The sequence below is a fragment of the Pseudomonas sp. Larv2_ips genome (genome assembly GCF_963879675.1).
Classification (GTDB): domain Bacteria; phylum Pseudomonadota; class Gammaproteobacteria; order Pseudomonadales; family Pseudomonadaceae; genus Aquipseudomonas.
This window is the reverse complement of record NZ_CAWOAW010000022.1, coordinates 46,843-67,489: the sequence shown is the minus strand read 5'-3', so window position 1 is coordinate 67,489 and position 20,647 is coordinate 46,843. Positions and strand designations below refer to the sequence as shown.

Genomic DNA, 20,647 nt, shown 5'->3' with positions numbered 1-20,647 from the left:
TAGAGGAGCGAGACCATGAGCGAAAACAACAACAAAATGACTCAAGCGATGCACCGACGGGACTTCCTCAAACACAGCGCCGTGGCCGGCGCGGTGGCGGCGGCGTTTTCCATGGGCCTGCCCGTGCACGCCTTCGGCGAAGACGCAGCGCCCAAACCGGGCGGCGTGCTGCGCCTGGGCCTGGCCGGCGGCAGCACCACCGATTCGCGCGATCCCGGCTCCTGGGTCGACACGTTTACCTTCGTCGGCTTCTCGGCGGTGTACAACACCCTGACTGAAATCGCCGTGGACGGCAGTGCAATCCCCGAACTGGCCGAGCGCTTTGAATCCACCGCGGACGCGCGCGTGTGGACCTTTCACTTGCGCCAGGGCGTGACCTTCCACAATGGCAAAACCCTGACCGCCGAAGACGTGGTGGTGTCGATCAATCATCACTTGAGCAAGGACTCCACGTCGGCGGCCAAGACGGTGCTCGGTGAGGTCGCCAGCGTCAGCACCAACGGCAACGACGCGGTGGTGTTCGAGCTGCATTCGGGCAACGCGGATTTTGCCTATGTGGTGGCCGATTACCATTTGGTGATCATGCCCGCCAAGGACGGCGCCGCCGATTGGCAGGCCGGTGTGGGCACCAGTGGCTATCGCCTGAAAAGCTTCGAACCGGGCGTGCGCATGGACCTGGAGCGCAACCCCGATTACTGGAAACCCGGTCGCGCGCACTTCGCCAGTGCCGAGTTGCTCGCCATCGCCGACGGCGCCGCGCGGGTCAATGCGCTGGTCACCGGGCAAGTCGATGTGATCAACAAAGTCGACCTGAAGACCGTGGCATTGCTCAAGCGCAACCCAGGCTTGGTGATTGAAGAAACCAAGGGCGCCCAGCACTACACCTTCCCGATGCTGTGCGACAGCAACGAGTTCAAGAACAACGACATTCGCATGGCCATGAAGCACGCGATCAACCGCGAAACCCTGCTGGCGTCGGTGCTGCATGGTTATGGCCTGGTGGGCAACGACCACCCGATCCAGCCGGGCAGCCGCTTTATCAACGCCGCGCTGGAGCAGCGCGCCTACGACCCGGACAAGTCGCGCTTCTACTTGCGCAAGGCCGGGGTGGAGTCGCTCAAGGTGCGCCTGCAAGCTTCCGACGCGGCTTACACCGGCGCGGTGGACGCCTCGGTGCTGTTCAAGGAGCAGGCGCGCCAGGCCGGTATCGACATTGACGTGGTGCGCGAGCCGGCCGACGGCTACTTTTCCAATGTGTGGATGAAGCAGCCGTTCACCACCTCGTTCTGGTACAGCAGCCTGACCGCCGACCGCATGTTCAGCATCGGCTACGCCAAAGGCGCGGCGTGGAACGAAACCCACTGGGACAACGCGCGCTTCAACCAACTGCTCGTGGCCGCGCGTGGCGAGATGAACGCGCCACTGCGCCAGGAGATGTACAACGAAATGCAGGCCCTGTGCCGGGACGATGGCGGCGCGATTGTGCCGCTGTTCGCCAGCTCTGTGGCGGCGCGTTCGAACCGCGTCAGCCATGGGCCGCTGACCGCGCCTTATGGTGAGCTGGATGGGTTGCGGGTGATTGAGCGCTGGTGGCAAGCATAGAGCCCCTACTAACAATGAAGATCAAATTGTGGGAGCGGGCTTGCTCGCGAAAGCGCTCTGTCAGTTGACACATGTAGTGGCTGGCACACCGCTTTCGCGAGCAAGCCCGCTCCCACATAGGGTTTGTGGTGTTTCAGGAGCAATGCACCCATGAATAGTTTGTTGAAGCTCATCCTCCAACGCCTCGCCCTCGGCCTGCTGTCGTTGTTCGCGGTCTCGGTGATCATCTTTCTCGCCGTGGGCATGCTGCCGGGCGATATTGCCCAGGCCATGCTCGGCCAGTCGGCCACGCCGGAAACCGTGGCGGCGTTTCGCGCGCAGTTGGGCCTGGATTTGCCGCCGTTCACGCGCTTTGCGCAATGGCTGTTGCGCCTGCTGCACGGCGATCTGGGCGCTTCACTGGCCAACCAGCGGCCTATCGCCGAGCTGATCGGCGCGCGCCTGGGCAATACGCTGAGCCTGGCCGCCCTGGCGGCGTTGGTCTCGGTGCCCACCGCGCTGGTGCTGGGCATGCTGGCGGCGCTGTACCGCAACAGCTGGTTTGATCGCCTGCTCAACACCACGGCCTTGAGTGCCGTGTCGTTCCCGGAGTTCTTTGTCGCCTACCTGCTGATCCTGCTGTTTTCGGTGAAGCTCGGCTGGTTTCCCAGCCTGTCCAACCTGGCACCGGATGCGTCGTTCGCCACGATCCTTGAGCGCTCGGTGTTGCCGGTTGCAACACTGAGCCTGGTGGTGATCGCGCAGATGATGCGCATGACCCGTGCCTCTTTGATCAACCTGCTGGCCAGCCCCTACATCGAAATGGCCCGGCTCAAGGGCATTCGCCCGTCGCGGATTATCTGGCGCCACGCGTTGCCCAATGCACTGGCACCCATCGTCAACGTGGTGGCGCTCAACCTGGCGTACCTGGTGGTGGGCGTGGTGGTGGTCGAAGTGGTGTTTGTCTATCCGGGGCTGGGGCAATTGCTGGTGGACTCGGTGTCCAAGCGCGACATCCCGGTGGTGCAGGCGTGCAGCCTGATCTTTGCCGCCACCTACATCCTGCTCAATACCTCGGCGGATGTGCTGTCCATCGCCAGCAACCCACGCCTGATGCACCCAAAGGGGTAGACCATGAGCCTGTTGAGCCATGTGGCCAGGGCGCCGTTGAGCGCCAAGTTCGGCCTGCTGATTATTGTGTTGTACATCGCGGTGGCGCTGTTTGCGCCGCTGCTGGCGCCGTACGGCGAAACCCAGGTGGTGGGCGAGGGGTTCGCGCCCTGGAGCGGTCAGTTTTTACTGGGCACCGATAACCTCGGGCGCGATATGTTCAGCCGCCTCGTCTACGGCGCGCGCAATACCCTGGGCATCGCCTTCCTGACTACCACGCTGGCGTTCCTGCTGGGCGGTTTGAGCGGCTTGGTCGCCGCCATCAAGGGCGGCTGGATTGACCAGGGGCTGTCGCGGGTGGTGGATATTCTGATGGCAATCCCGCAGCTGATTTTTGCCCTGCTGATCCTCAGCGTGGTGGGCACCAACGCGACGTCGCTGGTGGTGGTGATTGCGCTGCTGGATTCGACGCGGGTGTTCCGCTTGTCTCGCGCGGTGGCGATGACCGTGGTGGTGCAGGATTTTGTCGAAGCCGCACGCCTGCGTGGCGAAGGCTTGTGGTGGCTGGTCAGCCGCGAAGTGCTGCCCAACGCTGCCGCGCCGTTGATTGCCGAATTCGGCCTGCGCTTTTGCTTTGTGTTCCTGTTTATCAGCGCGTTGTCGTTCCTGGGCCTGGGCATTCAACCGCCCACCGCCGACTGGGGCAGTATGGTGCGCGATAACGCGGTGTTGATCACCTTCGGCGACATCAGCCCGTTGCTGCCGGCGCTGGCGGTGGCCTTGATTACGGTCAGCGTGAATTTTGTCGTCGACTGGATGCTGCATACATCCAGCGGCCTGAAGGAGTGTTGAGGATGGACAGGCCATTGCTGGAAATCCGCAACCTGCAGGTTGAAGGGCATTACGAAGACGCCTGGCACCCGCTGATCCAGGGCATCGACCTGACCTTGCAACGCGGCGAGGTACTGGGGCTGATCGGCGAGTCGGGCGCGGGTAAATCCACCCTTGGCCTGGCGGCGATGGGGTATGCGCGCGACGGTTGCCGCATTGTCGGCGGCTCGGTGTGTTTTGACGGCATCGCGTTGCTGCAGGCCAAGCCTGAGGCCTTGCGCAAGCTGCGTGGTTTGCGCATCGCGTATGTGGCGCAAAGCGCGGCGGCGTCCTTCAACCCGGCGCACCGCCTGATCGATCAGCACGTGGAAACCGCGGTGATCAACGGCGGTATCAGCCGCGCCCAGGCCGAGCGCGAAGCGGTGGAGTTGTACCGCGTGCTGCGCTTGCCCAACCCCGAAACCATTGGCCAACGCTATCCGCATCAAGTGTCAGGTGGGCAGTTGCAGCGGGTGATGACGGCGATGGCCATGGCCTGCCACCCGGACTTGATCATCTTCGACGAACCCACCACCGCCCTCGACGTCACCACCCAGATCGAAGTGCTGGCAGCCATTCGCGACGCGGTGAAAACCTTCGGCAGCGCTGCGCTGTATATCAGCCACGATTTGGCGGTGGTGGCGCAGATGGCCGATCGCATCATGGTGCTGCGCCACGGCAAGCGGGTCGAGGAAGCCGACACTCGCAGCATGCTCAGCCAGCCGCAGCAGGCGTACACCCAATCGCTGTGGGCGGTGCGCAGCTTTCGCACCGAGCCCAAGGCGCGCCCGGCCCAGGACGTGCCGCTGCTGGAGGTGCGCCAGGTGTGTGCCAGCTACGGGCATCAACCGGTGCTGCATGAGGTGTCGCTGCAGCTGCATCGCGGCCAGACCCTGGCGGTGATCGGCGAGTCCGGCAGTGGCAAAAGCTCTACCGCGCGGCTGATCACCGGCCTGCTGCCCGCCACGGCGGGGCAGGTGTTGTACGACGGCGAGGCGCTGCCGGTGGATTTTCGGCGGCGCAGCAAGGAGCAGTTGCGGCGTATCCAGATGATCTACCAGATCCCCGACACGGCGCTGAACCCGCGCCAGCGCATCGTCGACATCATCGGCCGGCCACTGACGTTTTACCTGGGCCTTAAGGGCAAGGCGATGCGCGCGCGGGTGGCCGAGCTGCTGGAGATGATCGAGCTGGACCCGGCGGTGTTTATGGAGCGCCAACCGCGCGAGCTGTCCGGGGGGCAGAAGCAGCGCATCTGCATCGCCCGCGCGCTGGCCGCTGACCCGCAACTGATCATCTGCGACGAAGTCACCTCAGCCCTCGATCAACTCGTGGCCGAAGGCGTGCTGAAGTTGCTCAACCGCCTCCAGCAGCAACTGGGTGTGGCTTACCTGTTTATCACCCACGACGTCGCCACGGTGCGCGCGATTGCCGATGAGGTGGTGGTGATGCAGCGGGGCAGGGTGGTTGACCAGGGCAGCCGCAGCGCGATTTTTACCCCGCCTTACCAGGACTACACCGGCCTGCTGTTTTCATCGGAACCGGAAATGGACCCGGACTGGCTCGATCATTTGCTGGCCCAACGGGCGGCGCCCACCGTTTGAGGAATTCACATGAAGGTTTTGATTGTTCACGCCCATCCTGAACCGCAGTCCTTTACCGCCGCCTTGCGCGACCAGGCGGTCAGCACGCTGCAAGAGCAGGGGCATGCGGTGCAGGTCAGCGACTTGTACGCCATGCAGTGGAACCCCGTAGCGTCGGCGGCGGATTTTTCGACACGGGAGAATCCTGACTATTTGGTGTACGCCCTGGAGCAACGGCTGGGGGTGAAAAAGCAGTCGATCGCGGCGGATATCCAGGGCGAGTTGGACAAGTTGCTGTGGGCTGACCTGCTGATTCTCAACTTCCCGATCTTCTGGTTCTCGGCGCCGGCGATGCTCAAGGGCTGGATCGACCGGGTGCTGGTGTCGGGCGTGTGTTACGGCGGCAAGCGTTTTTACGATCAGGGCGGGCTGGCGGGCAAGCGGGCGCTGGTCACGGTGACCCTGGGCGGGCGTGAGCATATGTTTGGCGAAGGCGCTATTCACGGGCCGCTGGAGGAGATGTTGAAGCCGATTCTGCGCGGCACGCTGGCGTATGTCGGGTATGAGGTGCTGGCGCCGTTTGTGGCGTGGCATGTGCCGTATATCAGCGATGAGGCGCGGCGGGAGTTTCTGCTGGGGTATGCGCGGCGGTTGCAAGGTCTGGCGCAAGAGCAGCCTTTGATATTCCCGAAATTGGAACAATTCGATGAGGCGCTATACCCACTTTCCTGAGTCCAGCGCTGTTCAAGTGTGGGAGCTGGCTTGCCGGCGATTACGGTACATCAGCTAAAGATCTGTAGCCTGATACGCCGCTATCGCAGGCAAGCCAGCTCCCACATTTAGGAGCCGCTTCTGTCAGTTGGCTTTGTGCTGCTCCCGCAACCGCTCTGCCGCACTGCGCAACAACTGTTCGGTGCCGTCCCAGCCCAGGCAGCCATCGGTCACCGACACGCCGTATTTCATCGACGCGCTCAACGGCTGGCAACCTTCGAACAGATGGCTTTCGAGCATCATGCCGATCAGCGAGGTGTCGCCTTGCAGGCGTTGTTCCAGCACGTCGTTGAACACGGCCGGCTGACGCAGCGGGTCTTTGCCGCTGTTGGCGTGGCTGCAATCGACCATGATCCGCGCCGCGACCTTGGACTTGGCCAAATCGTGTTTTACCTGCGCCACACTTTGCGCATCGTAGTTTGGCCCACCGTGCCCGCCGCGCAGCACCAGGTGCGTGTCGGGGTTGCCTGGGGTCTGGATGATTGCCGGATGGCCCTGGCTGTCGACGCCGAAGTGGCGGTGCGGGTGTGACGCCGAGCGCATCGCGTCACAGGCAATCGCGACGCCGCCGTCGGTGCCGTTCTTGAAGCCGACCGGCATGCCCAGGCCGCTGGCCATTTCGCGGTGGATCTGCGACTCGGTGGTGCGTGCGCCAATGGCGACCCAACTGAGCAGGTCATCGAAGTAGCCGGCGGCCATGGGTTGCAGCAGCTCGGTGGCGACCGGCAGGCCCAGGCGCAGCATTTCACGCATCAGTTGGCGCGACAGGGTCAGGCCTGCGGCCATGTCATCGCTGCCGTCCAGGTGCGGGTCGTAGGCCAGGCCTTTCCAGCCGATGGTGGTGCGCGGTTTTTCCACGTAGGCGCGGATCACCAGCAGCATCTGGTCGCTGACTTCAAGCGCCAGTTTCTTCAGATTGCGCGCGTATTCCATGGCCGATTCGGGGTCGTGGATCGAGCACGGGCCGACAATCACCAGCAAACGGGCATCTTCACCGTTGAGGATGGCGCGCACGGCTTGGCGATGGGCGTGGATCTGTTCGTTGAGGAAGGGGCTCAGGGGCAACTGGTGCTTGAGTTCAAGCGAGCTGGGCAGGCGCTGGGTCAGGGCTTCATTGGCGCTGGACAGGTTGGCAACAGGCAAGGCGGCGGTGGCAGAGTTCATATTCAAGGCTTCCTGGGCAAGCGGCGGGCGATTCCCGCGCGCTCTGCCCTACTGGGGTGTTCGACAATTGGCCGTATTGGCTACGTGTGTTGGCTTGCCACCAATAGGTGACCGATCGGAGGCGGCAGGCTGTCCCGAACGGAGCTTGCTAAATCGCCATGCAGTGGAGGTGTCGTAGCGGTAATAGGTGGCGTAGTTCATGTCGTGAGTCCTTTTAGTGTTCGGTGTGAAGCAAAATAAGTAGGGGCTGAAAAAACAAAACCCCCGGTCGGGGAGCCGACCGGGGGTTAGATTTCTCTGGTAGGCGACCCCTTGAGTAGTGGGCGCCGATTTCAGGTATCAGGCGCGCCAGTGGCTAAACCAATACCCAAAATAAAAGCTGACCAGTGCGCTCGAACCGTTCACGCGGGTAGCCGATACCGAGCGCGGGGCGCTGGCAGCAGGGCAAACCTGAGTGTGGGTGAGTTGCAACATGGTGTGTCTCCAGATGATGGGGGGAGCTTACTAGAGGCACGCGGGTGGATTCAATCAGTAATTTCTATCGCCTGAGGTACTTACGGCTATGGGGTGAGTGTCGATATGCTGCTGACACTTAGATATTGATGGCTTGGACGCGACCATGACTGCCTTGACCCTTGCTGCTGCTCAGACCACTTCAATCGCAGGCGATGTGCCGGCCAATATCCAGCGGCACTTGGCGTTTATGCAGGTGGCGGCGGAGCACGGTGTGCAGTTACTGGTGTTTCCAGAGCTGTCGTTGACCGGCTACGAGCCGGCGCTGGCCGCTGAACTGGCGATGGCGCCAGAGGATGCACGGCTTGCGCCATTGCGTGAGAAGGCGCAGGCGCTGCAATTGACGGCGGTGGTGGGGATGCCGATCCGTTTGGCGCCCGGGGCGGGCGTGTTGATCGGCGCGCTGGTGTTGGCGGCGGACGGGTCGCTGGCGGTCTACACCAAGCAGCATTTGCATGCGGTTGAAGACGTGGCGTTCGTCGCAGGGCAGGGCGGTGCCGCCCTCGAATGGGCGGATGATCGTATTGCGCTGGCGGTTTGCGCAGACTTTTCCCACGCCAGCCATCCACGTGAGGCCGCGCACGCCGGCGCCAATGTGTACGCCGCCGGCGTGTTGATCAGCGAGGGTGGCTACGCCGCAGACAGCGCGCTGCTCCAGGGGTATGCCGCCGAGCATCGCATGCTGGTGTTGATGGCCAACCATGGCGGGCCTTCAGGCGGCTGGGCCTGCGCAGGGCGCAGCGCCATTTGGGCCGCGGACGGCAGCGTGCTGGCCGCCGCACCGGGCACTGGCGACGCGTTGGTGCTTGCCCGCCGCGATGGCGGCCACTGGTCTGGCCACGTGGTTGCACTGTAAATGACGTTTCACCTGCGCGCCGCGACTGGCGATGACTTGCCATTCGCACGGAGGCTGACCTACCAAGCCATGGGCGGCTACTACCTGCAATACGGTCTTGTGTGGTCTGACTATGGCTTTGATGTGGGCTGGGGAAGCCGCGAGAACTGGATGATCTGCAAGGACGACGCAGTGCTGGGGTTTATCAGCCTGAGCCGTGACAACAATGCTCTGTACATTCGCGAATTGCACTTGTCCGAAAACTACCGCAAGCAGGGCGCAGGCAGCTGGGTACTCGAGCAGATGGCGCTCAAGGCGTGTGAACAGGGGCTGGGTCTTTTACGCTTGACGGTGTTCAAAACCAATCCGGCGCGCAGGTTGTATCAGCGCCTGGGGTTGAGCATCGTGGGGGAAGAGGGTTGCTTCTGGCGCATGGAGCGCGAGTGTCAGGCAGGTCCATCGGACTAAAACAGGCACGTCTTGCCAATAGGCGCATACTGCGGTCAGGAAACGATTTCCGGGTCGCGGTTCAGGGCCACGGGCTCATCCACGATAATCCCTTCTTTCATGCCCAACAGGACCGCCACCTTGTGGGCTTCCCCACGCCGTCCCTTTTTACGCCCAGCGAGCACTTGATAGGTCGTGGCCGGATCAACGCCGTGCTCACGGGCAAACGCTTGAACTGACTTTCCTTGATGTTCCAGCCAGGCCTTGGCTTGTGCAGCAGTGCGAATACCGGGCATAGTTCAAAACCGTTCAAGTTTGTTTAAAACGAGATGAGTGTGTCACCTCTTGGGGTGTGCCAGACAGGATCATACATCCAAATGAGTGGAATCGGTTCGCGTTTAAGGCAGGAAAGAGAACGTCTTGGCCTGTCACAGAAAGTTTTTGGTGAAATCGGCGGCGTTGAAGCAAATGCCCAGGGCAAATACGAGAGCGGTGGCCGCGCACCCAAGGCGGACTACCTGTCACGCGTGGCTCAGCGTGGTGTAGATGTTTTATATGTGCTGACGGGAAGTCCGACGCCTATCCAGCTGGAAAACCTCAGTCAGCTGGAAGAAAAAATCCTGGAAAACTACCGGGTGATGCTCAAGGAAGATCAGGACGCTATCCGCCGACTGACCTCCACACTGGCGGAACACTCCGTGTCGCAGAACGGAAAACACAAGTCGGCTCTCACGCAAAGCTGACCTTTTGCTCAGTAAAATCGGCTGTCTGGCGCAAGTCGGGCACCGATGGCGTGCGTAAACTCTATATATATGACGCTTGCAGCTAGGTCTGCGCCCTGGTTTTTTGCTAAGGTGTTCAGCAACCTATAAGACCATATCGCGAGGTGTCTGCTTGATTAGGGTGCTAGTAGTCGATGACCATGATCTCGTTCGTACAGGCATTACACGAATGCTGGCTGACATCGATGGCCTGCAAGTAGTCGGTCAGGCCGAGTCAGGGGAGGAGTCCCTGATCAAGGCGCGGGAGTTGAAACCAGATGTGGTTTTGATGGACGTCAAGATGCCTGGGATCGGCGGTCTTGGTGCCACTACCAAATTGTTGCGCAGCCATCCGGACATTAAAGTCGTGGTGGTGACCGTGTGTGAGGAAGACCCTTTTCCTACACGTCTGCTGCAGGCAGGCGCGGCCGGTTACCTGACCAAAGGTGCGGGCCTGGCGGAGATGGTGCAAGCCATTCGCCTGGTATTTGCCGGCCAGCGTTATATCAGCCCGCAGATTGCCCAACAGTTGGCTATCAAGTCTTTCCAGCCCACCAGCGACTCGCCGTTTGATGCGCTGTCGGAGCGGGAAATCCAGATTGCCTTGATGATCGTCGGCTGCCAGAAAGTGCAGACGATTTCCGACAAGCTTTGCCTGTCGCCCAAAACCGTTAACACCTACCGCTATCGCATTTTCGAGAAGCTCGCCATCAGCAGTGATGTTGAATTGACCCTGCTCGCGGTGCGCCACGGCATGGTGGACGCCAGCGCCTGACATGACCACACCGTTTGATCCAAGTGCCTTTCTCTCAACCTGCAGTGGCCGCCCCGGCGTGTACCGCATGTTCGACAGCGAGGCACGCCTGCTTTACGTGGGCAAAGCCAAGAACCTGAAAAACCGTCTGGCGAGCTACTTTCGCAAGACCGGCCTGGCGACGAAAACCGCTGCCTTGGTGGCGCGTATCGCCCAGGTTGAAACCACCATCACCGCCAATGAAACCGAAGCGCTGTTGCTTGAGCAGACGCTGATCAAGGAATGGCGGCCGCCCTACAACATTCTGCTGCGTGACGATAAATCCTACCCCTACGTGTTTTTATCCGACGGCAATTTCCCGCGGCTGAGCATTCACCGCGGCGCGAAGAAGCAGAAGGGCAAGTATTTCGGGCCGTACCCCAGCGCGGGTGCAATCCGCGAAAGCCTGAGCCTGCTGCAAAAGACCTTTTTTGTGCGCCAGTGCGAAGACAGTTTCTACAAGAACCGCACGCGGCCTTGCCTGCAGTACCAGATCAAGCGCTGCAAGGCGCCTTGTGTCGGCCTGGTTGATCCGGCGGAGTACGCCGAGGATGTGCGCCATTCGGTGATGTTCCTTGAAGGGCGCAGCAATGCGCTCACCGATGAGCTCTCCGGCGCCATGGAGCAAGCTGCCAGCACGCTGGATTTCGAGCGGGCCGCCGAGTTGCGCGACCAGATCTCTCTGTTGCGCCGTGTCCAGGACCAGCAAAGCATGGAGGGCGGCAACGGCGACGTCGATGTCATCGCCGCCTTCGTCAACCCGGGCGGCGCCTGTGTGCATTTGATCAGCGTGCGTGGCGGGCGAGTGCTGGGCAGCAAGAACTTCTTCCCGCAAACCGGGATCGACGAGGAAGTGGCTGAAGTCATGGCCGCCTTCCTCGGTCAGTACTACGTCAGCAGCCCCGAGCGCGATCTGCCCTCGGAGTTGATCGTCAACGTGGTGCATGAAGACTTCCCCACGCTGATCGAGGCCATCCACGAGCTGCGCGGCCGTGAGCTGGACATCAGTCACCGCGTGCGCGGTACCCGTGCCCGTTGGCAGCAACTGGCGGTCACAAACGCCGAGCAGGCCCTGAGTGCGCGTCTGGCCAATCGGCAGCATGTGGCCGCACGCTTTGACGCCTTGGCTGAAGTCCTTAACCTGGACGAGCCGCCGCAACGGCTGGAGTGCTACGACATCAGCCACTCCAGCGGCGAAGCCACTGTGGCGTCCTGTGTGGTGTTCGGGCCGGAAGGGCCGATCAAATCCGATTACCGGCGCTACAACATCGAAGGCGTTACCGCCGGCGATGACTACGCCGCGATGCATCAGGCCCTGACGCGACGCTTCAGCAAGTTGAAGGACGGAGAGGGCAAACTGCCGGATATCCTCCTGGTGGACGGCGGCAAGGGCCAGCTGTCCATGGCCCGTGACGTGCTCAACGAACTGGCCGTGCCCGACCTGATCCTGCTCGGCGTGGCCAAGGGCGCCACGCGCAAGGCCGGTTTCGAGACGTTGTACTTGAATGATGCCGCCCATGAGTTCACCTTGAAGGGCGACTCACCCGCGCTGCACCTGATTCAACAGATCCGTGACGAGGCCCACCGTTTTGCCATTACTGGCCACCGTGCCCGTCGCGGCAAAACCCGTCGAACCTCAACCCTGGAAGGGGTGGCGGGCGTTGGCCCGACACGCCGCCGCGACCTGCTAAAACATTTTGGTGGCTTGCAGGAGCTGTCCCGTGCCAGCATTGACGAAATAGCCAAAGCACCCGGTATCAGTAAAAAGCTCGCTGAGTTGATTTATGCAAACCTGCACAGCGAATAGAATGCCTTCTCACCTCGTAGCCAGTTGTGCCGATGAATATCCCTAATCTGATTACCGTTCTACGCGTCCTGCTCATTCCGATTTTCATTTTGTTGTTCTATTTGCCGTACGAATGGAGCTATGCCGCCTCCAGTTCAGTGTTTGCCTTTGCAGCCGCAACCGACTGGCTTGACGGCTACCTGGCACGTCGCTTGGAACAGAGCACGCCCTTTGGCGCGTTCCTTGATCCGGTGGCCGACAAGCTGATGGTGGCTGTCGCCCTGGTCCTGTTGGTGCAGGAGCACGGCAACCTGTGGCTGACGCTGCCGGCCGCGGTGATCATCGGCCGCGAGATCGTCGTCTCGGCCCTGCGCGAATGGATGGCCGAAATCGGCGCGCGCGCCCACGTGGCGGTCTCCAACATGGGCAAATGGAAAACCGCTGCGCAAATGCTCGCATTGGTGATCCTGCTGGCCAATCCATCGGACTTCTCCTTCTGGGTGCTCACGGGCTACGCCTTGCTGCTGATCGCCGCGGGCCTGACGTTGTGGTCCATGCTTCAGTATTTGCGTGCCGCCTGGCCACATCTGCGCACCACCGTTGAAAAGAAATAAAACTTTTTTGAATCAAGGGGTTGACGGGGGTTCTGGATTCTATAGAATGCACACCACCAAGACGCGGGAATAGCTCAGTTGGTAGAGCACGACCTTGCCAAGGTCGGGGTCGCGAGTTCGAGTCTCGTTTCCCGCTCCAAACACAAAGAAAAAGCCACTCAATAGAGTGGCTTTTTTTTGCCTGGGATTTACGCAATAGACGCTTCGGCGTCTTTTTTCGTTTGGCGCGTGGTCTGCCACCCTGGGTGCGGTTGAACTGCTGACGCCGGGAACGACCCACTGCGCCTGCAAGTCTATCTGTATCTACTCATCGGTAAGGTACAGCGCAATGGACAACACAATCACCGTGGATCAACTGGCGACCGCCGATCTTGGATAAATCAACGAGATATGGCTGGGCGAGACGCATACCCAGCTGTGCCTATGGCGCGGCGAACGAGTCTTCTCTCACGAAATGATGAGCGAGGGCACGCACGACCAGAATGTCCGACGCCTGTGCGTGCAGTTGGTCAATCCTGACGATCAGGCTGCAGTGGCCAGCGTTGAATCAATTGTGCGCGAACGGCTGAAAAAGATGGGGAAGGAGGGCGAGTTTTATCCGGCTGAAGAGGCGGACACTCACCAGTAGTCAGTTTGAAGCCCAGAAGTGTCGGCCCGTCATGATGGGCCTCAGTACGTTAGTTGAGCACCCATGGCTGGATAGGCTTGGCGATGTCCGTTAATTGGCCGCTGACGGCTGCGAACATTGCGAAAGCAGTCACTTCACCCACGAGCAACATGCTGAACTTGTCATCCGGTGGCACGAGCAGTACACGAGCGCCACGGCGCAGTATTAGGGTAATTAACCCTTACGCCGAAATCATGCATCTGCGAACGCTAACTTCGCATCGATAACGATTAATCGTGAGTCAAACCAGATCCTGTCGTGGCGTGGAAATGGATCTTCCTCTGACAATCCTGAAAGTCTAGGGTTGCTCACTCAATCGCGTAACACCCTGGAGCTGGCCAAGGACTATGGATATCGAATTTCGCGGTAATGGCATGCGTGAGAATCCGTCTGTAGGTACGTGCGATGAGTACGGTGTGAGTGGGCTGACCAGCGTTGAGGACCTGACCGAAGCGCGTCGCAGGATTGCTGAGCTACACCCAGGCTTTAAACCTCTGTTCTCGCTCGATGATCTGCACCAAGCCCGCTACACCTCGGGCCATGTGCGCAATAACCTGGGGATGGACGATGCAACGGAGCATGACATCGCTGGCCTGCCTCCTGAGTGCTTCGAGCAGGGTCTATACATAGGCTATCCGACGACGAAAGCGGAGTTCGCAATCTGCCTGCGCAATTTCACACGCCTGGTTGCGGGCACGTCTTTCGAAGATGCGTGCGCTCATGGTTTGACGCTGGATGAGCAGGCCCTGCAGGCTTGGATCGGTTACCAGAACAACCCGGTTGCTCTTCTAGAGCAACCCCTATCAGCGCTGCTGGTACCCGTTGAGCAGTCTTGCCAGGCACTCGCGGCTTTTCCGAATGGCTATTTCACTTGCGATCTGGACCCTGCGAAAAACTGTGCAGTTGCGCGCCATTTCTCTGAAGCGCATGGCTATGAGTTGATGGGCGTGGGGGCCTCCTATCTGGGCTTCATTCGTGCGGCGCCGCTTGATATGTCGCGCGCTGACGCCGTTGCCAAAGACTTCTGTGCGCTCTACAACACGGGCATTGAAGACCTGCCTGCACGCGTAAGCGCAGTCGCACAGTCGGTTTGCGGTCGGACGCATCTTTGGTTGCGTTACGTGGAATGAGCGTGGTGCACAGCTAAATCCCGGCCGATTAAAGACCTCCTGTCGGCTGGGGCCACGCACTATTTGACCGCCAACCCGACTCAACGGTTAACTGTACGCACATACAGTACTTGGCGTTTGCATCATGGTCACCCTTTTTGGGCCACTTTCCAGTAACGGCGTTCAGCTTCCTTTCTACTCGTACCGGGTGCCGGCAGGTTTTCCTTCGCCGGCCGCAGATCATCTTGAACAAAACGTCTCGCTCGATGAGCTTCTGGACCTGCGTGCGCCGCACATGTACCTGGTACGGATCGAAGGGGACAGCATGGTTGGCGCCGGTATTTTCCCCGGGGACCTGGCAATCGTCGACAGATCTCTGGAGGTTGAGTCGGGCCACATCGTGATTGCAGCGGTCGATTGCGAGCCCGTGTGCAAGCGCCTCATCAAGGAGAGTGGCCAGATCGTTCTTAAGTCAGAGAACCCCAAATATCCTTCGCGGTACATGATGGAAGGTGAAGAGCTATTGGTGTGGGGCGTTGTCTTGTACAGCGTACGCAGCCATGAAAAAGCCTGAGCCGGTCTTTGCCCTGATCGACTGCAATTCCTTTTACGCCAGCTGCGAGCGTGTATTCAGGCCTGACCTTCGAAATACGCCTATCGTGGTGCTTAGCAATAACGACGGATGCGTAATCGCGAGAAGTGCCTGTGCCAAACCCTTCGTAAGAATGGGTGAGCCGTATTTCCAGATTAAGCAAAAACTGAAGCAGCACGGCATCGTCGCGTTTTCGTCGAATTATGCCCTCTACGGCGACATGAGCCAGCGCGTAATGACCGTCATCGAGTCGCTGGTACCGGCGGTGGAGGTCTACAGCATCGATGAGGCCTTCGCTGAACTGACTGGCGTGCAAGGTGATCTGGAAGGCCTTGGGCGTCGCATACGCACCCAGGTTTACCGCAGCACCGGTATTCCGGTCGGGGTGGGTATCGCAGGTACAAAAACCCTGAGCAAACTGGCCAATCATGCGGCCAAAAAATGGCAAGCGCAGAGTGGTGGGGTGGTCGATCTTCGCGATCAGACCAAGCGTGAATGGGTGTTGAAGAAGTGCCCCGTGTCTGACGTTTGGGGGGTAGGCCGCAGGATGACTCCGCACCTTCAAGCCATGGGTATCAATACGGCGTGGGATCTTTCGCGAGCTGACCCCACTGCACTGCGTAACAGGTTCAGTATCGTCGTCGAAAAGACAGCTCGCGAGCTTGCTGGCACCTCATGCCTGACGCTTGATGAGCCTGATCCGCCCAAGCAGGAAATTTGTTGCTCAAGAATGTTTGGCAACCGGCTGACTGAGATCGCGCCGATAAAGGAGGCCATTGCTACCTACATGATGAGGGCCACTGAGAAGCTTCGCGCTCAGAAATCACTCTGCAAACGCATTCGAGTGAGCATTCGCACGGGCATGTTCAACCCTGAGGAAGCGAAGTATGCCAACGGGGTGCTGGTCGAGCTCCCATACCCTACCGACGATGTTCGCCTGATGACCAAGACTGCAGTTGACGCCGTGGAGCAAGTTTTCCGACCGGGCTTCAAGTACAGCAAAGCCGAGGTGCTTCTGGTTAACCTCTGCCAGAAAGGCGAATACACCGACGATCTTTTTTCCATCTCCCAACCTGAGGCTACGCAGAAGGTCATGGGCGTTCTGGATGCGATCAACGGCCGGTGGGGCAGGGGGACGATGCGCTTGGCCGGCGTGCCTATCGACCCAGATTGGGGCATGCGAAGAGAGATGATGAGCCAAAGCTTCACGACCCGTGTCGATCAGCTGTGGACTGTTTACTGTCGGTAAGTACGGTTTAGGCACGGGAGTCTATTCTCTCAGTAGCTGAACTCACTCTTTCTATAGGGTTGAGTTCATGACCCCGGACGTGTGTCGACAGGTTTACCCGTTCATGCAGGTGTCTTTTTTGGTGTAACGTAACAACACATCTAGAAGAGGTTTCCAATGTCTAAACTCGCAGAATTTCGTCAACTCGAAAAACACCTTGCTGAGCAACTCCAGGCGCTCGAAGCGCTGAAAGGCGACGCCGGCCTCAAGAAAGAAATTGAATTCGAAACCAAACTTCGCGATTTGCTCGCAAAGTATGGCTATAGCCTCAAAGACGTGATCAACCTGCTTGATCCACAATCCAAGGGCCGCGCTACTGCACCGGCGCCAAAAACGGGCACTCGCAAAGCTCGCCAGGTGAAGGTTTATAAAAACCCGCACACTGGAGAAACCATTGAAACCAAAGGTGGTAATCACAAAGGCTTGAAAGAGTGGAAGAGCAAGCACGGCGCTGACACAGTTGAGTCTTGGCTGACCAAGTAAACCCCGCGTGAACACAAAAAGGGCTTAAAGAGCCCTTTTTTTATTCAGTTTTTGGTGATTTGCTGCGTCTGCAGCGCTCCGAGCAATAGCGAACTTCGTCCCAGCAACGGGCCCATTTCTTTCGCCATGTGAAAGGAAGCCCACAGGTAGCGCAGGTTTTGACGGGAAGCTCTGACTTTTTCAACAGGCGTCCTTGATATTAAGTGTGTATGCCCCTACTTGGTCAAACCGTGCAACGGTGGGCATCTTAACCCGCCGGTGTTTGTCTACCCAGCAGGTAAATTGGATTCGGCTGATTGCGCCAAGAGGCATATCAAGTGCAGATCAACAGGCTTGAAACTCAAGGCAATCGCTATCTTTTCATAAACTGACTTCGAGCGTCTTGCATAAGTCCTCCAAGACAAGAGGAGAGAGGTCGTGTCTAAGCTTCATCCAGAAAATCGTGAGAATAATTCGACATTCAAAAACTTTAAAATCCAGTGGGCTTTGATGAGCGCCTATGAACGCTTCGAGCAACTGGTGGTGCTGGCGCTGAGCCTGATCATAGCGCTGGTGATCGTTATCGCCGTGTTGCAGCTTTGCAGGAATGTAGTACCCCTTCTGATAGGGGGAGCCATTGATCCGCTGGATCACAACGCATTTCAAGCACTATTCGGCTCCATTTTCACGGTACTGATTGCCTTGGAGTTCAAGCATTCGATAGTACGGCCCGCCCTCAGGCGAAACAGCGTCGTGCAGGTGAGAACGGTACTGATGATTGCATTGCTGGCCCTGAGCCGAAAATTTGTCATCCTGGATTCGGCCGTCACTCCGGCTTCGACCATCGCGGCGCTAGGTTTCGCGACGTTGGTACTGGGCCTGCTTTGCTGGCTTTTGCGGCACCGCGACCTGTCTGAGTAGCAAGCTACTGTCCCTGAGCCGCTGACGAATTCGCTCGCTGCAGGCGCGTTCTGCCGAGAGAAAATCGGTTCAGACCTGCGCCTGCCTGGGGCGGTGTGCACAGGGCTTAACCCGAGAATTTGAGTTGGAAAAATTTTTTTCGGGATGCCCTTGAAAATGTTTTGGGCGTACCTATTTTCGGTTTTACGCGATGCCGCAAACGGGTCGCGTCTTAAATCACTTGGAGAAAACTCAGGAGATTTTACTATGGCTACTACTCTTTCTTTGGCCCCTCTGTTTCGTCAGTCTGTGGGTTTTGATCGCTTCAACGACCTGTTTGAATCGGCGCTGCGTAGCGAGGCTGGTAATACCTATCCACCTCATAACGTCGAGAAACACGGTGATGATCAATACCGCATCGTGATTGCAGTGGCGGGTCTTACTGAGGAGGACATAGACATTCAGGTTGAAAACGGCGTACTGAACGTTTCCGGTGGAAAACGTGAAAGCGACGAGAAGGTGACTTACCTTCACCAGGGCATCGCGCAACGGGCCTTCCGCTTGTCCTTCCGGCTGGCTGACCATATCGAAGTGCAAGGTGCATCGCTCACCCATGGTCTGCTGGCAATCGAGCTGCTTCGAGTGATTCCCGAAGAAGCCAAGCCAAAACGCATCCAGATCGGTACGGCCAGCAAGCCAGAACAGCGTCAAGTAAGCCTGCAATAATTCCATTTGAGGCGCTCTTCGGAGCGCCTTTTTCTTATCAGCATTTAATGGGCGATGACGTCAGTGCTGATGCGGCGTGTTTGTCGGATCCGCTATCTGGAACACCTTGCCCTGACGCCACGCATCCGCGCCTGGCGCAACGGCGGGGGCCGGTATGTCCACTCGCGCTTTGTGCTTTTGCGCGCTATCGACGCCGAATCGACGATCCCGATCTGCAACCATCTGAGGATCTGCCTGCCCATCTGCGGTGAAACCCATCATGAGCTGAGGCACGCCCAGAGGCAGGTCTTTATTGAGGTCGGTATGCCAGGTATGCCACGTCTTGCCGTAGGTGTGGACGAGTTTTTCCATCAATGCGTGCTCAGCTACTTCAGGAATCCCGGGCGCTATCAGCTGACCTGATTTCACTTCGTGAACATGACTGTGCCAAAGCGCTTGCTCGGCTTTGGGCAGACCGGCAAATAAGTGTTCGCTGATGATGTACTCGACACCCATCAACTTGGCGTCCTTGCGATTGCCATCGTAGATCACACACTGGATGACTTCCTCGTTGAGGATGGCGCAGTAATGGTGGGCCTCCATCTGTGCATTCATGTGGCCGTTATAAAAATGAAAGCCATCCAGGTACGCGTTCAATGCGTCTATCGGCGGGCGTGATTGAAGCAGTGCCGCGCCGGCGTCCAGGGACTGGGTAGTGGGCGATTGGGTATCCCCCGGCGCGACGACGTTAGAGGGTGAGTTATTGCCCGCACAGGCGGCGAGCAATGGCGCCAACACCGCCGCGCACAGCGTGTTGATCCTATAGGGTTTGCAGATTGCGCTCATTGGAGAGTCCCTTCAGTCGATTTGATTAAGTGCCTGCCGTGCGGCTTGAACAGCTGTTCGGCACACCATTCGATTACAGCGATTTGGATATCCACCGAGCAGCGAAAATTCTATTTGCGCAGCCGATACCGACGTAGGCGGTGGCCGGTGACGGCGCATCAGCGAAGCATGAGCGCTCAAGGGCGAAAGAGCGTCAGACCGCTGTTAAAAACCTGGATGGAATGTGGGAAATCAAGGCCTGGATGCGACTTCCTCTAAATGCTGCAAAAGATCTTGCGGGTCCTCGTACACCCTCAGCGCTCCCGCTCTTTCAAGCTCGCTGATGTCGTAGCCGCCTGAAAGCAAGCCGACGCCTGTCGCTTTGCAACGCCTTGCCGCAAGCATGTCCCATATGGCATCGCCCACTACGACACAATCCTCAATCGGTACATCGAGCTTGCGCGCCGCGGCAAGGAAAAGATCTGGATCCGGCTTGCCGTATTTAACATCGTCGCGGGTGATTATATTGATCGCGTTAATATCCAAGCCAAGCGCTTCTAAATTGATCCTGGCAGTAGACAAACCGCCGCTGGTAGCGATACACCACTTTATATTGTCTTCAGTCAGGGTTTTTAATAACTCGACTGACCCTGGAAGTGCCGTTATCTGGCCTTTGAGCGCCTCATACGCAGCAGCATGTTTCTTACTTAATGCCGCGCCTTGCGCTTCAGTAATGGTTACACCGGTTTCACGCGACAAGGTCTTTAACATCAGCCCTCCGCTCATACCGATCTTGCGGTGAATGCGCCACATAGCCAGCGGGATGCCCTCTGAATCAAGTGCCTCTTTCCACGCCGCTACGTTTTGGTAAACGCTGTCGGTGAGCGTGCCGTCGAGGTCGAATATAAATGATGTTTGAGGTCGCATGGAGAGTCTCCAGGTTGATAACTGTAATGTTCGTGACGGGTATTTCATTATCAGCCGGGCCCGGTGTAACGCGGTGCCCATTGGCTGTCTCCCTTCAGTCAAATCTTGGCGCATACCGTTCTGAAACGTGAGGCGGCCACGCGTTCATTATTTCGTCCACAGCGGGGTGTGTTCACACCACACCTGCTGCCAACCAGCAGGGATTGCTCGCCGTTGTACTGTGCGGTCCCGATACGAGGCTGCAGAAAACCTGGATGAGAAAGACGAAACCAAAATCGGTCAGTCGATTTCGACGCAGCAAAAATTTGAACCGTCGCTGAACACGCTTACCTAACGATTAGCTT

General features: G+C 58.7%; 23 protein-coding genes and 1 tRNA gene. 19 read left to right on the top strand and 5 right to left on the bottom strand.

Features of this window, described 5'->3' with window-relative positions; translation table 11 throughout:
• Positions 1–15: 15 nt before the first annotated feature.
• The 5 genes from AACV02_RS15655 (at position 16) to AACV02_RS15635 (ending at position 5,876) form a co-directional block, all read left to right on the top strand.
• A complete protein-coding gene (locus AACV02_RS15655; protein WP_119735485.1) occupies positions 16–1,602 on the top strand; it encodes an ABC transporter substrate-binding protein in 1,587 nt (528 codons plus the stop codon).
• A 150-nt stretch (positions 1,603–1,752) separates the two neighbouring features.
• Positions 1,753–2,712, top strand: a complete 960-nt coding sequence (locus tag AACV02_RS15650) for an ABC transporter permease (protein ID WP_119735483.1) — start codon at positions 1,753–1,755, stop codon at positions 2,710–2,712.
• A 3-nt stretch (positions 2,713–2,715) separates the two neighbouring features.
• On the top strand, positions 2,716–3,543 hold the full coding sequence (locus tag AACV02_RS15645) for an ABC transporter permease (protein WP_106579980.1): 828 nt from the start codon (positions 2,716–2,718) through the stop codon (positions 3,541–3,543).
• 2 nt (positions 3,544–3,545) lie between these two features.
• Complete coding sequence (locus tag AACV02_RS15640) at positions 3,546–5,165, top strand: ABC transporter ATP-binding protein (protein WP_119735482.1); 1,620 nt, start codon at positions 3,546–3,548, stop codon at positions 5,163–5,165.
• Between the two features lie 9 nt (positions 5,166–5,174).
• Positions 5,175–5,876: an NAD(P)H-dependent oxidoreductase gene (locus AACV02_RS15635; protein WP_119735481.1), complete on the top strand. Its 702-nt coding sequence runs from the start codon at positions 5,175–5,177 to the stop codon at positions 5,874–5,876.
• A 123-nt stretch (positions 5,877–5,999) separates the two neighbouring features.
• Here AACV02_RS15635 and AACV02_RS15630 read toward each other — a convergent pair whose 3' ends face one another.
• On the bottom strand, positions 6,000–7,079 hold the full coding sequence (locus AACV02_RS15630; RefSeq protein WP_119735480.1) for a 3-deoxy-7-phosphoheptulonate synthase: 1,080 nt from the start codon (positions 7,077–7,079) through the stop codon (positions 6,000–6,002).
• 619 nt (positions 7,080–7,698) lie between these two features.
• Here AACV02_RS15630 and AACV02_RS15625 point away from each other — a divergent pair.
• Both AACV02_RS15625 and AACV02_RS15620 read left to right on the top strand, forming a co-directional pair.
• The gene (locus tag AACV02_RS15625; protein WP_119735479.1) at positions 7,699–8,448 is read left to right on the top strand and encodes a carbon-nitrogen hydrolase family protein; all 750 of its coding nucleotides are present in this window, start codon (positions 7,699–7,701) and stop codon (positions 8,446–8,448) included.
• Positions 8,449–8,895 (top strand): GNAT family N-acetyltransferase, encoded by a 447-nt coding sequence (locus AACV02_RS15620; RefSeq protein WP_119735478.1) that lies wholly within the window; start codon positions 8,449–8,451, stop codon positions 8,893–8,895.
• Between the two features lie 35 nt (positions 8,896–8,930).
• Here AACV02_RS15620 and AACV02_RS15615 read toward each other — a convergent pair whose 3' ends face one another.
• On the bottom strand, positions 8,931–9,170 hold the full coding sequence (locus AACV02_RS15615; RefSeq protein WP_106579986.1) for a DNA-binding protein: 240 nt from the start codon (positions 9,168–9,170) through the stop codon (positions 8,931–8,933).
• Between the two features lie 81 nt (positions 9,171–9,251).
• Between AACV02_RS15615 and AACV02_RS15610 the strand changes: the two genes are divergently transcribed.
• The 10 genes from AACV02_RS15610 to AACV02_RS15565 all read left to right on the top strand — a co-directional run bounded on the left by AACV02_RS15610 (position 9,252) and on the right by AACV02_RS15565 (position 16,967).
• Positions 9,252–9,617, top strand: coding sequence for a helix-turn-helix domain-containing protein (locus AACV02_RS15610; RefSeq protein WP_106579987.1), 366 nt, complete (start codon positions 9,252–9,254; stop codon positions 9,615–9,617).
• A 151-nt stretch (positions 9,618–9,768) separates the two neighbouring features.
• Positions 9,769–10,410, top strand: coding sequence for a response regulator transcription factor GacA (gene gacA / locus AACV02_RS15605; protein ID WP_003190387.1), 642 nt, complete (start codon positions 9,769–9,771; stop codon positions 10,408–10,410).
• 1 nt (position 10,411) lies between these two features.
• Positions 10,412–12,235 carry an excinuclease ABC subunit UvrC gene (gene uvrC, locus AACV02_RS15600; protein WP_119735477.1) on the top strand — a complete coding sequence of 608 codons (1,824 nt, stop codon included), beginning with the start codon at positions 10,412–10,414 and terminating at the stop codon, positions 12,233–12,235.
• A gap of 32 nt (positions 12,236–12,267) precedes the next feature.
• Positions 12,268–12,828, top strand: a complete 561-nt coding sequence (pgsA, locus tag AACV02_RS15595; RefSeq protein ID WP_003232771.1) for a CDP-diacylglycerol--glycerol-3-phosphate 3-phosphatidyltransferase — start codon at positions 12,268–12,270, stop codon at positions 12,826–12,828.
• 63 nt (positions 12,829–12,891) lie between these two features.
• Positions 12,892–12,967: transfer RNA gene (locus tag AACV02_RS15590), tRNA-Gly, on the top strand.
• Between the two features lie 240 nt (positions 12,968–13,207).
• Complete coding sequence (locus tag AACV02_RS15585) at positions 13,208–13,456, top strand: hypothetical protein (RefSeq protein WP_256680209.1); 249 nt, start codon at positions 13,208–13,210, stop codon at positions 13,454–13,456.
• A 386-nt stretch (positions 13,457–13,842) separates the two neighbouring features.
• Positions 13,843–14,625: a DUF4253 domain-containing protein gene (locus AACV02_RS15580; RefSeq protein WP_256680196.1), complete on the top strand. Its 783-nt coding sequence runs from the start codon at positions 13,843–13,845 to the stop codon at positions 14,623–14,625.
• 124 nt (positions 14,626–14,749) lie between these two features.
• Positions 14,750–15,178, top strand: coding sequence for a LexA family protein (locus AACV02_RS15575; RefSeq protein WP_106579990.1), 429 nt, complete (start codon positions 14,750–14,752; stop codon positions 15,176–15,178).
• Positions 15,165–16,445, top strand: coding sequence for a translesion error-prone DNA polymerase V subunit UmuC (umuC, locus tag AACV02_RS15570; protein WP_119735476.1), 1,281 nt, complete (start codon positions 15,165–15,167; stop codon positions 16,443–16,445). Before AACV02_RS15575 ends, umuC begins: the two co-directional genes overlap by 14 nt.
• Before the next feature lie 156 nt (positions 16,446–16,601).
• Complete coding sequence (locus AACV02_RS15565) at positions 16,602–16,967, top strand: histone-like nucleoid-structuring protein, MvaT/MvaU family (protein WP_106579992.1); 366 nt, start codon at positions 16,602–16,604, stop codon at positions 16,965–16,967.
• 40 nt (positions 16,968–17,007) lie between these two features.
• Here the strand turns inward: AACV02_RS15565 and AACV02_RS15560 are convergent, their stop codons facing one another.
• Positions 17,008–17,151, bottom strand: a complete 144-nt coding sequence (locus AACV02_RS15560; protein ID WP_106579993.1) for a DUF2256 domain-containing protein — start codon at positions 17,149–17,151, stop codon at positions 17,008–17,010.
• A 305-nt stretch (positions 17,152–17,456) separates the two neighbouring features.
• Here AACV02_RS15560 and AACV02_RS15555 point away from each other — a divergent pair, with 305 nt between their 5' ends.
• Together AACV02_RS15555 and AACV02_RS15550 are read left to right on the top strand one after the other, a co-directional pair.
• The gene (locus AACV02_RS15555; protein WP_106580017.1) at positions 17,457–17,867 is read left to right on the top strand and encodes a phosphate-starvation-inducible PsiE family protein; all 411 of its coding nucleotides are present in this window, start codon (positions 17,457–17,459) and stop codon (positions 17,865–17,867) included.
• A 246-nt stretch (positions 17,868–18,113) separates the two neighbouring features.
• On the top strand, positions 18,114–18,572 hold the full coding sequence (locus tag AACV02_RS15550; RefSeq protein WP_106579994.1) for an Hsp20 family protein: 459 nt from the start codon (positions 18,114–18,116) through the stop codon (positions 18,570–18,572).
• 60 nt (positions 18,573–18,632) lie between these two features.
• Here AACV02_RS15550 and AACV02_RS15545 read toward each other — a convergent pair whose 3' ends face one another.
• Together AACV02_RS15545 and AACV02_RS15540 are read right to left on the bottom strand one after the other, a co-directional pair.
• Positions 18,633–19,397 carry an OBAP family protein gene (locus AACV02_RS15545; RefSeq protein WP_119735475.1) on the bottom strand — a complete coding sequence of 255 codons (765 nt, stop codon included), beginning with the start codon at positions 19,395–19,397 and terminating at the stop codon, positions 18,633–18,635.
• Between the two features lie 231 nt (positions 19,398–19,628).
• A complete protein-coding gene (locus tag AACV02_RS15540) occupies positions 19,629–20,303 on the bottom strand; it encodes an HAD family hydrolase (RefSeq protein ID WP_106579996.1) in 675 nt (224 codons plus the stop codon).
• Between the last annotated feature and the right edge of the window lie 344 nt (positions 20,304–20,647).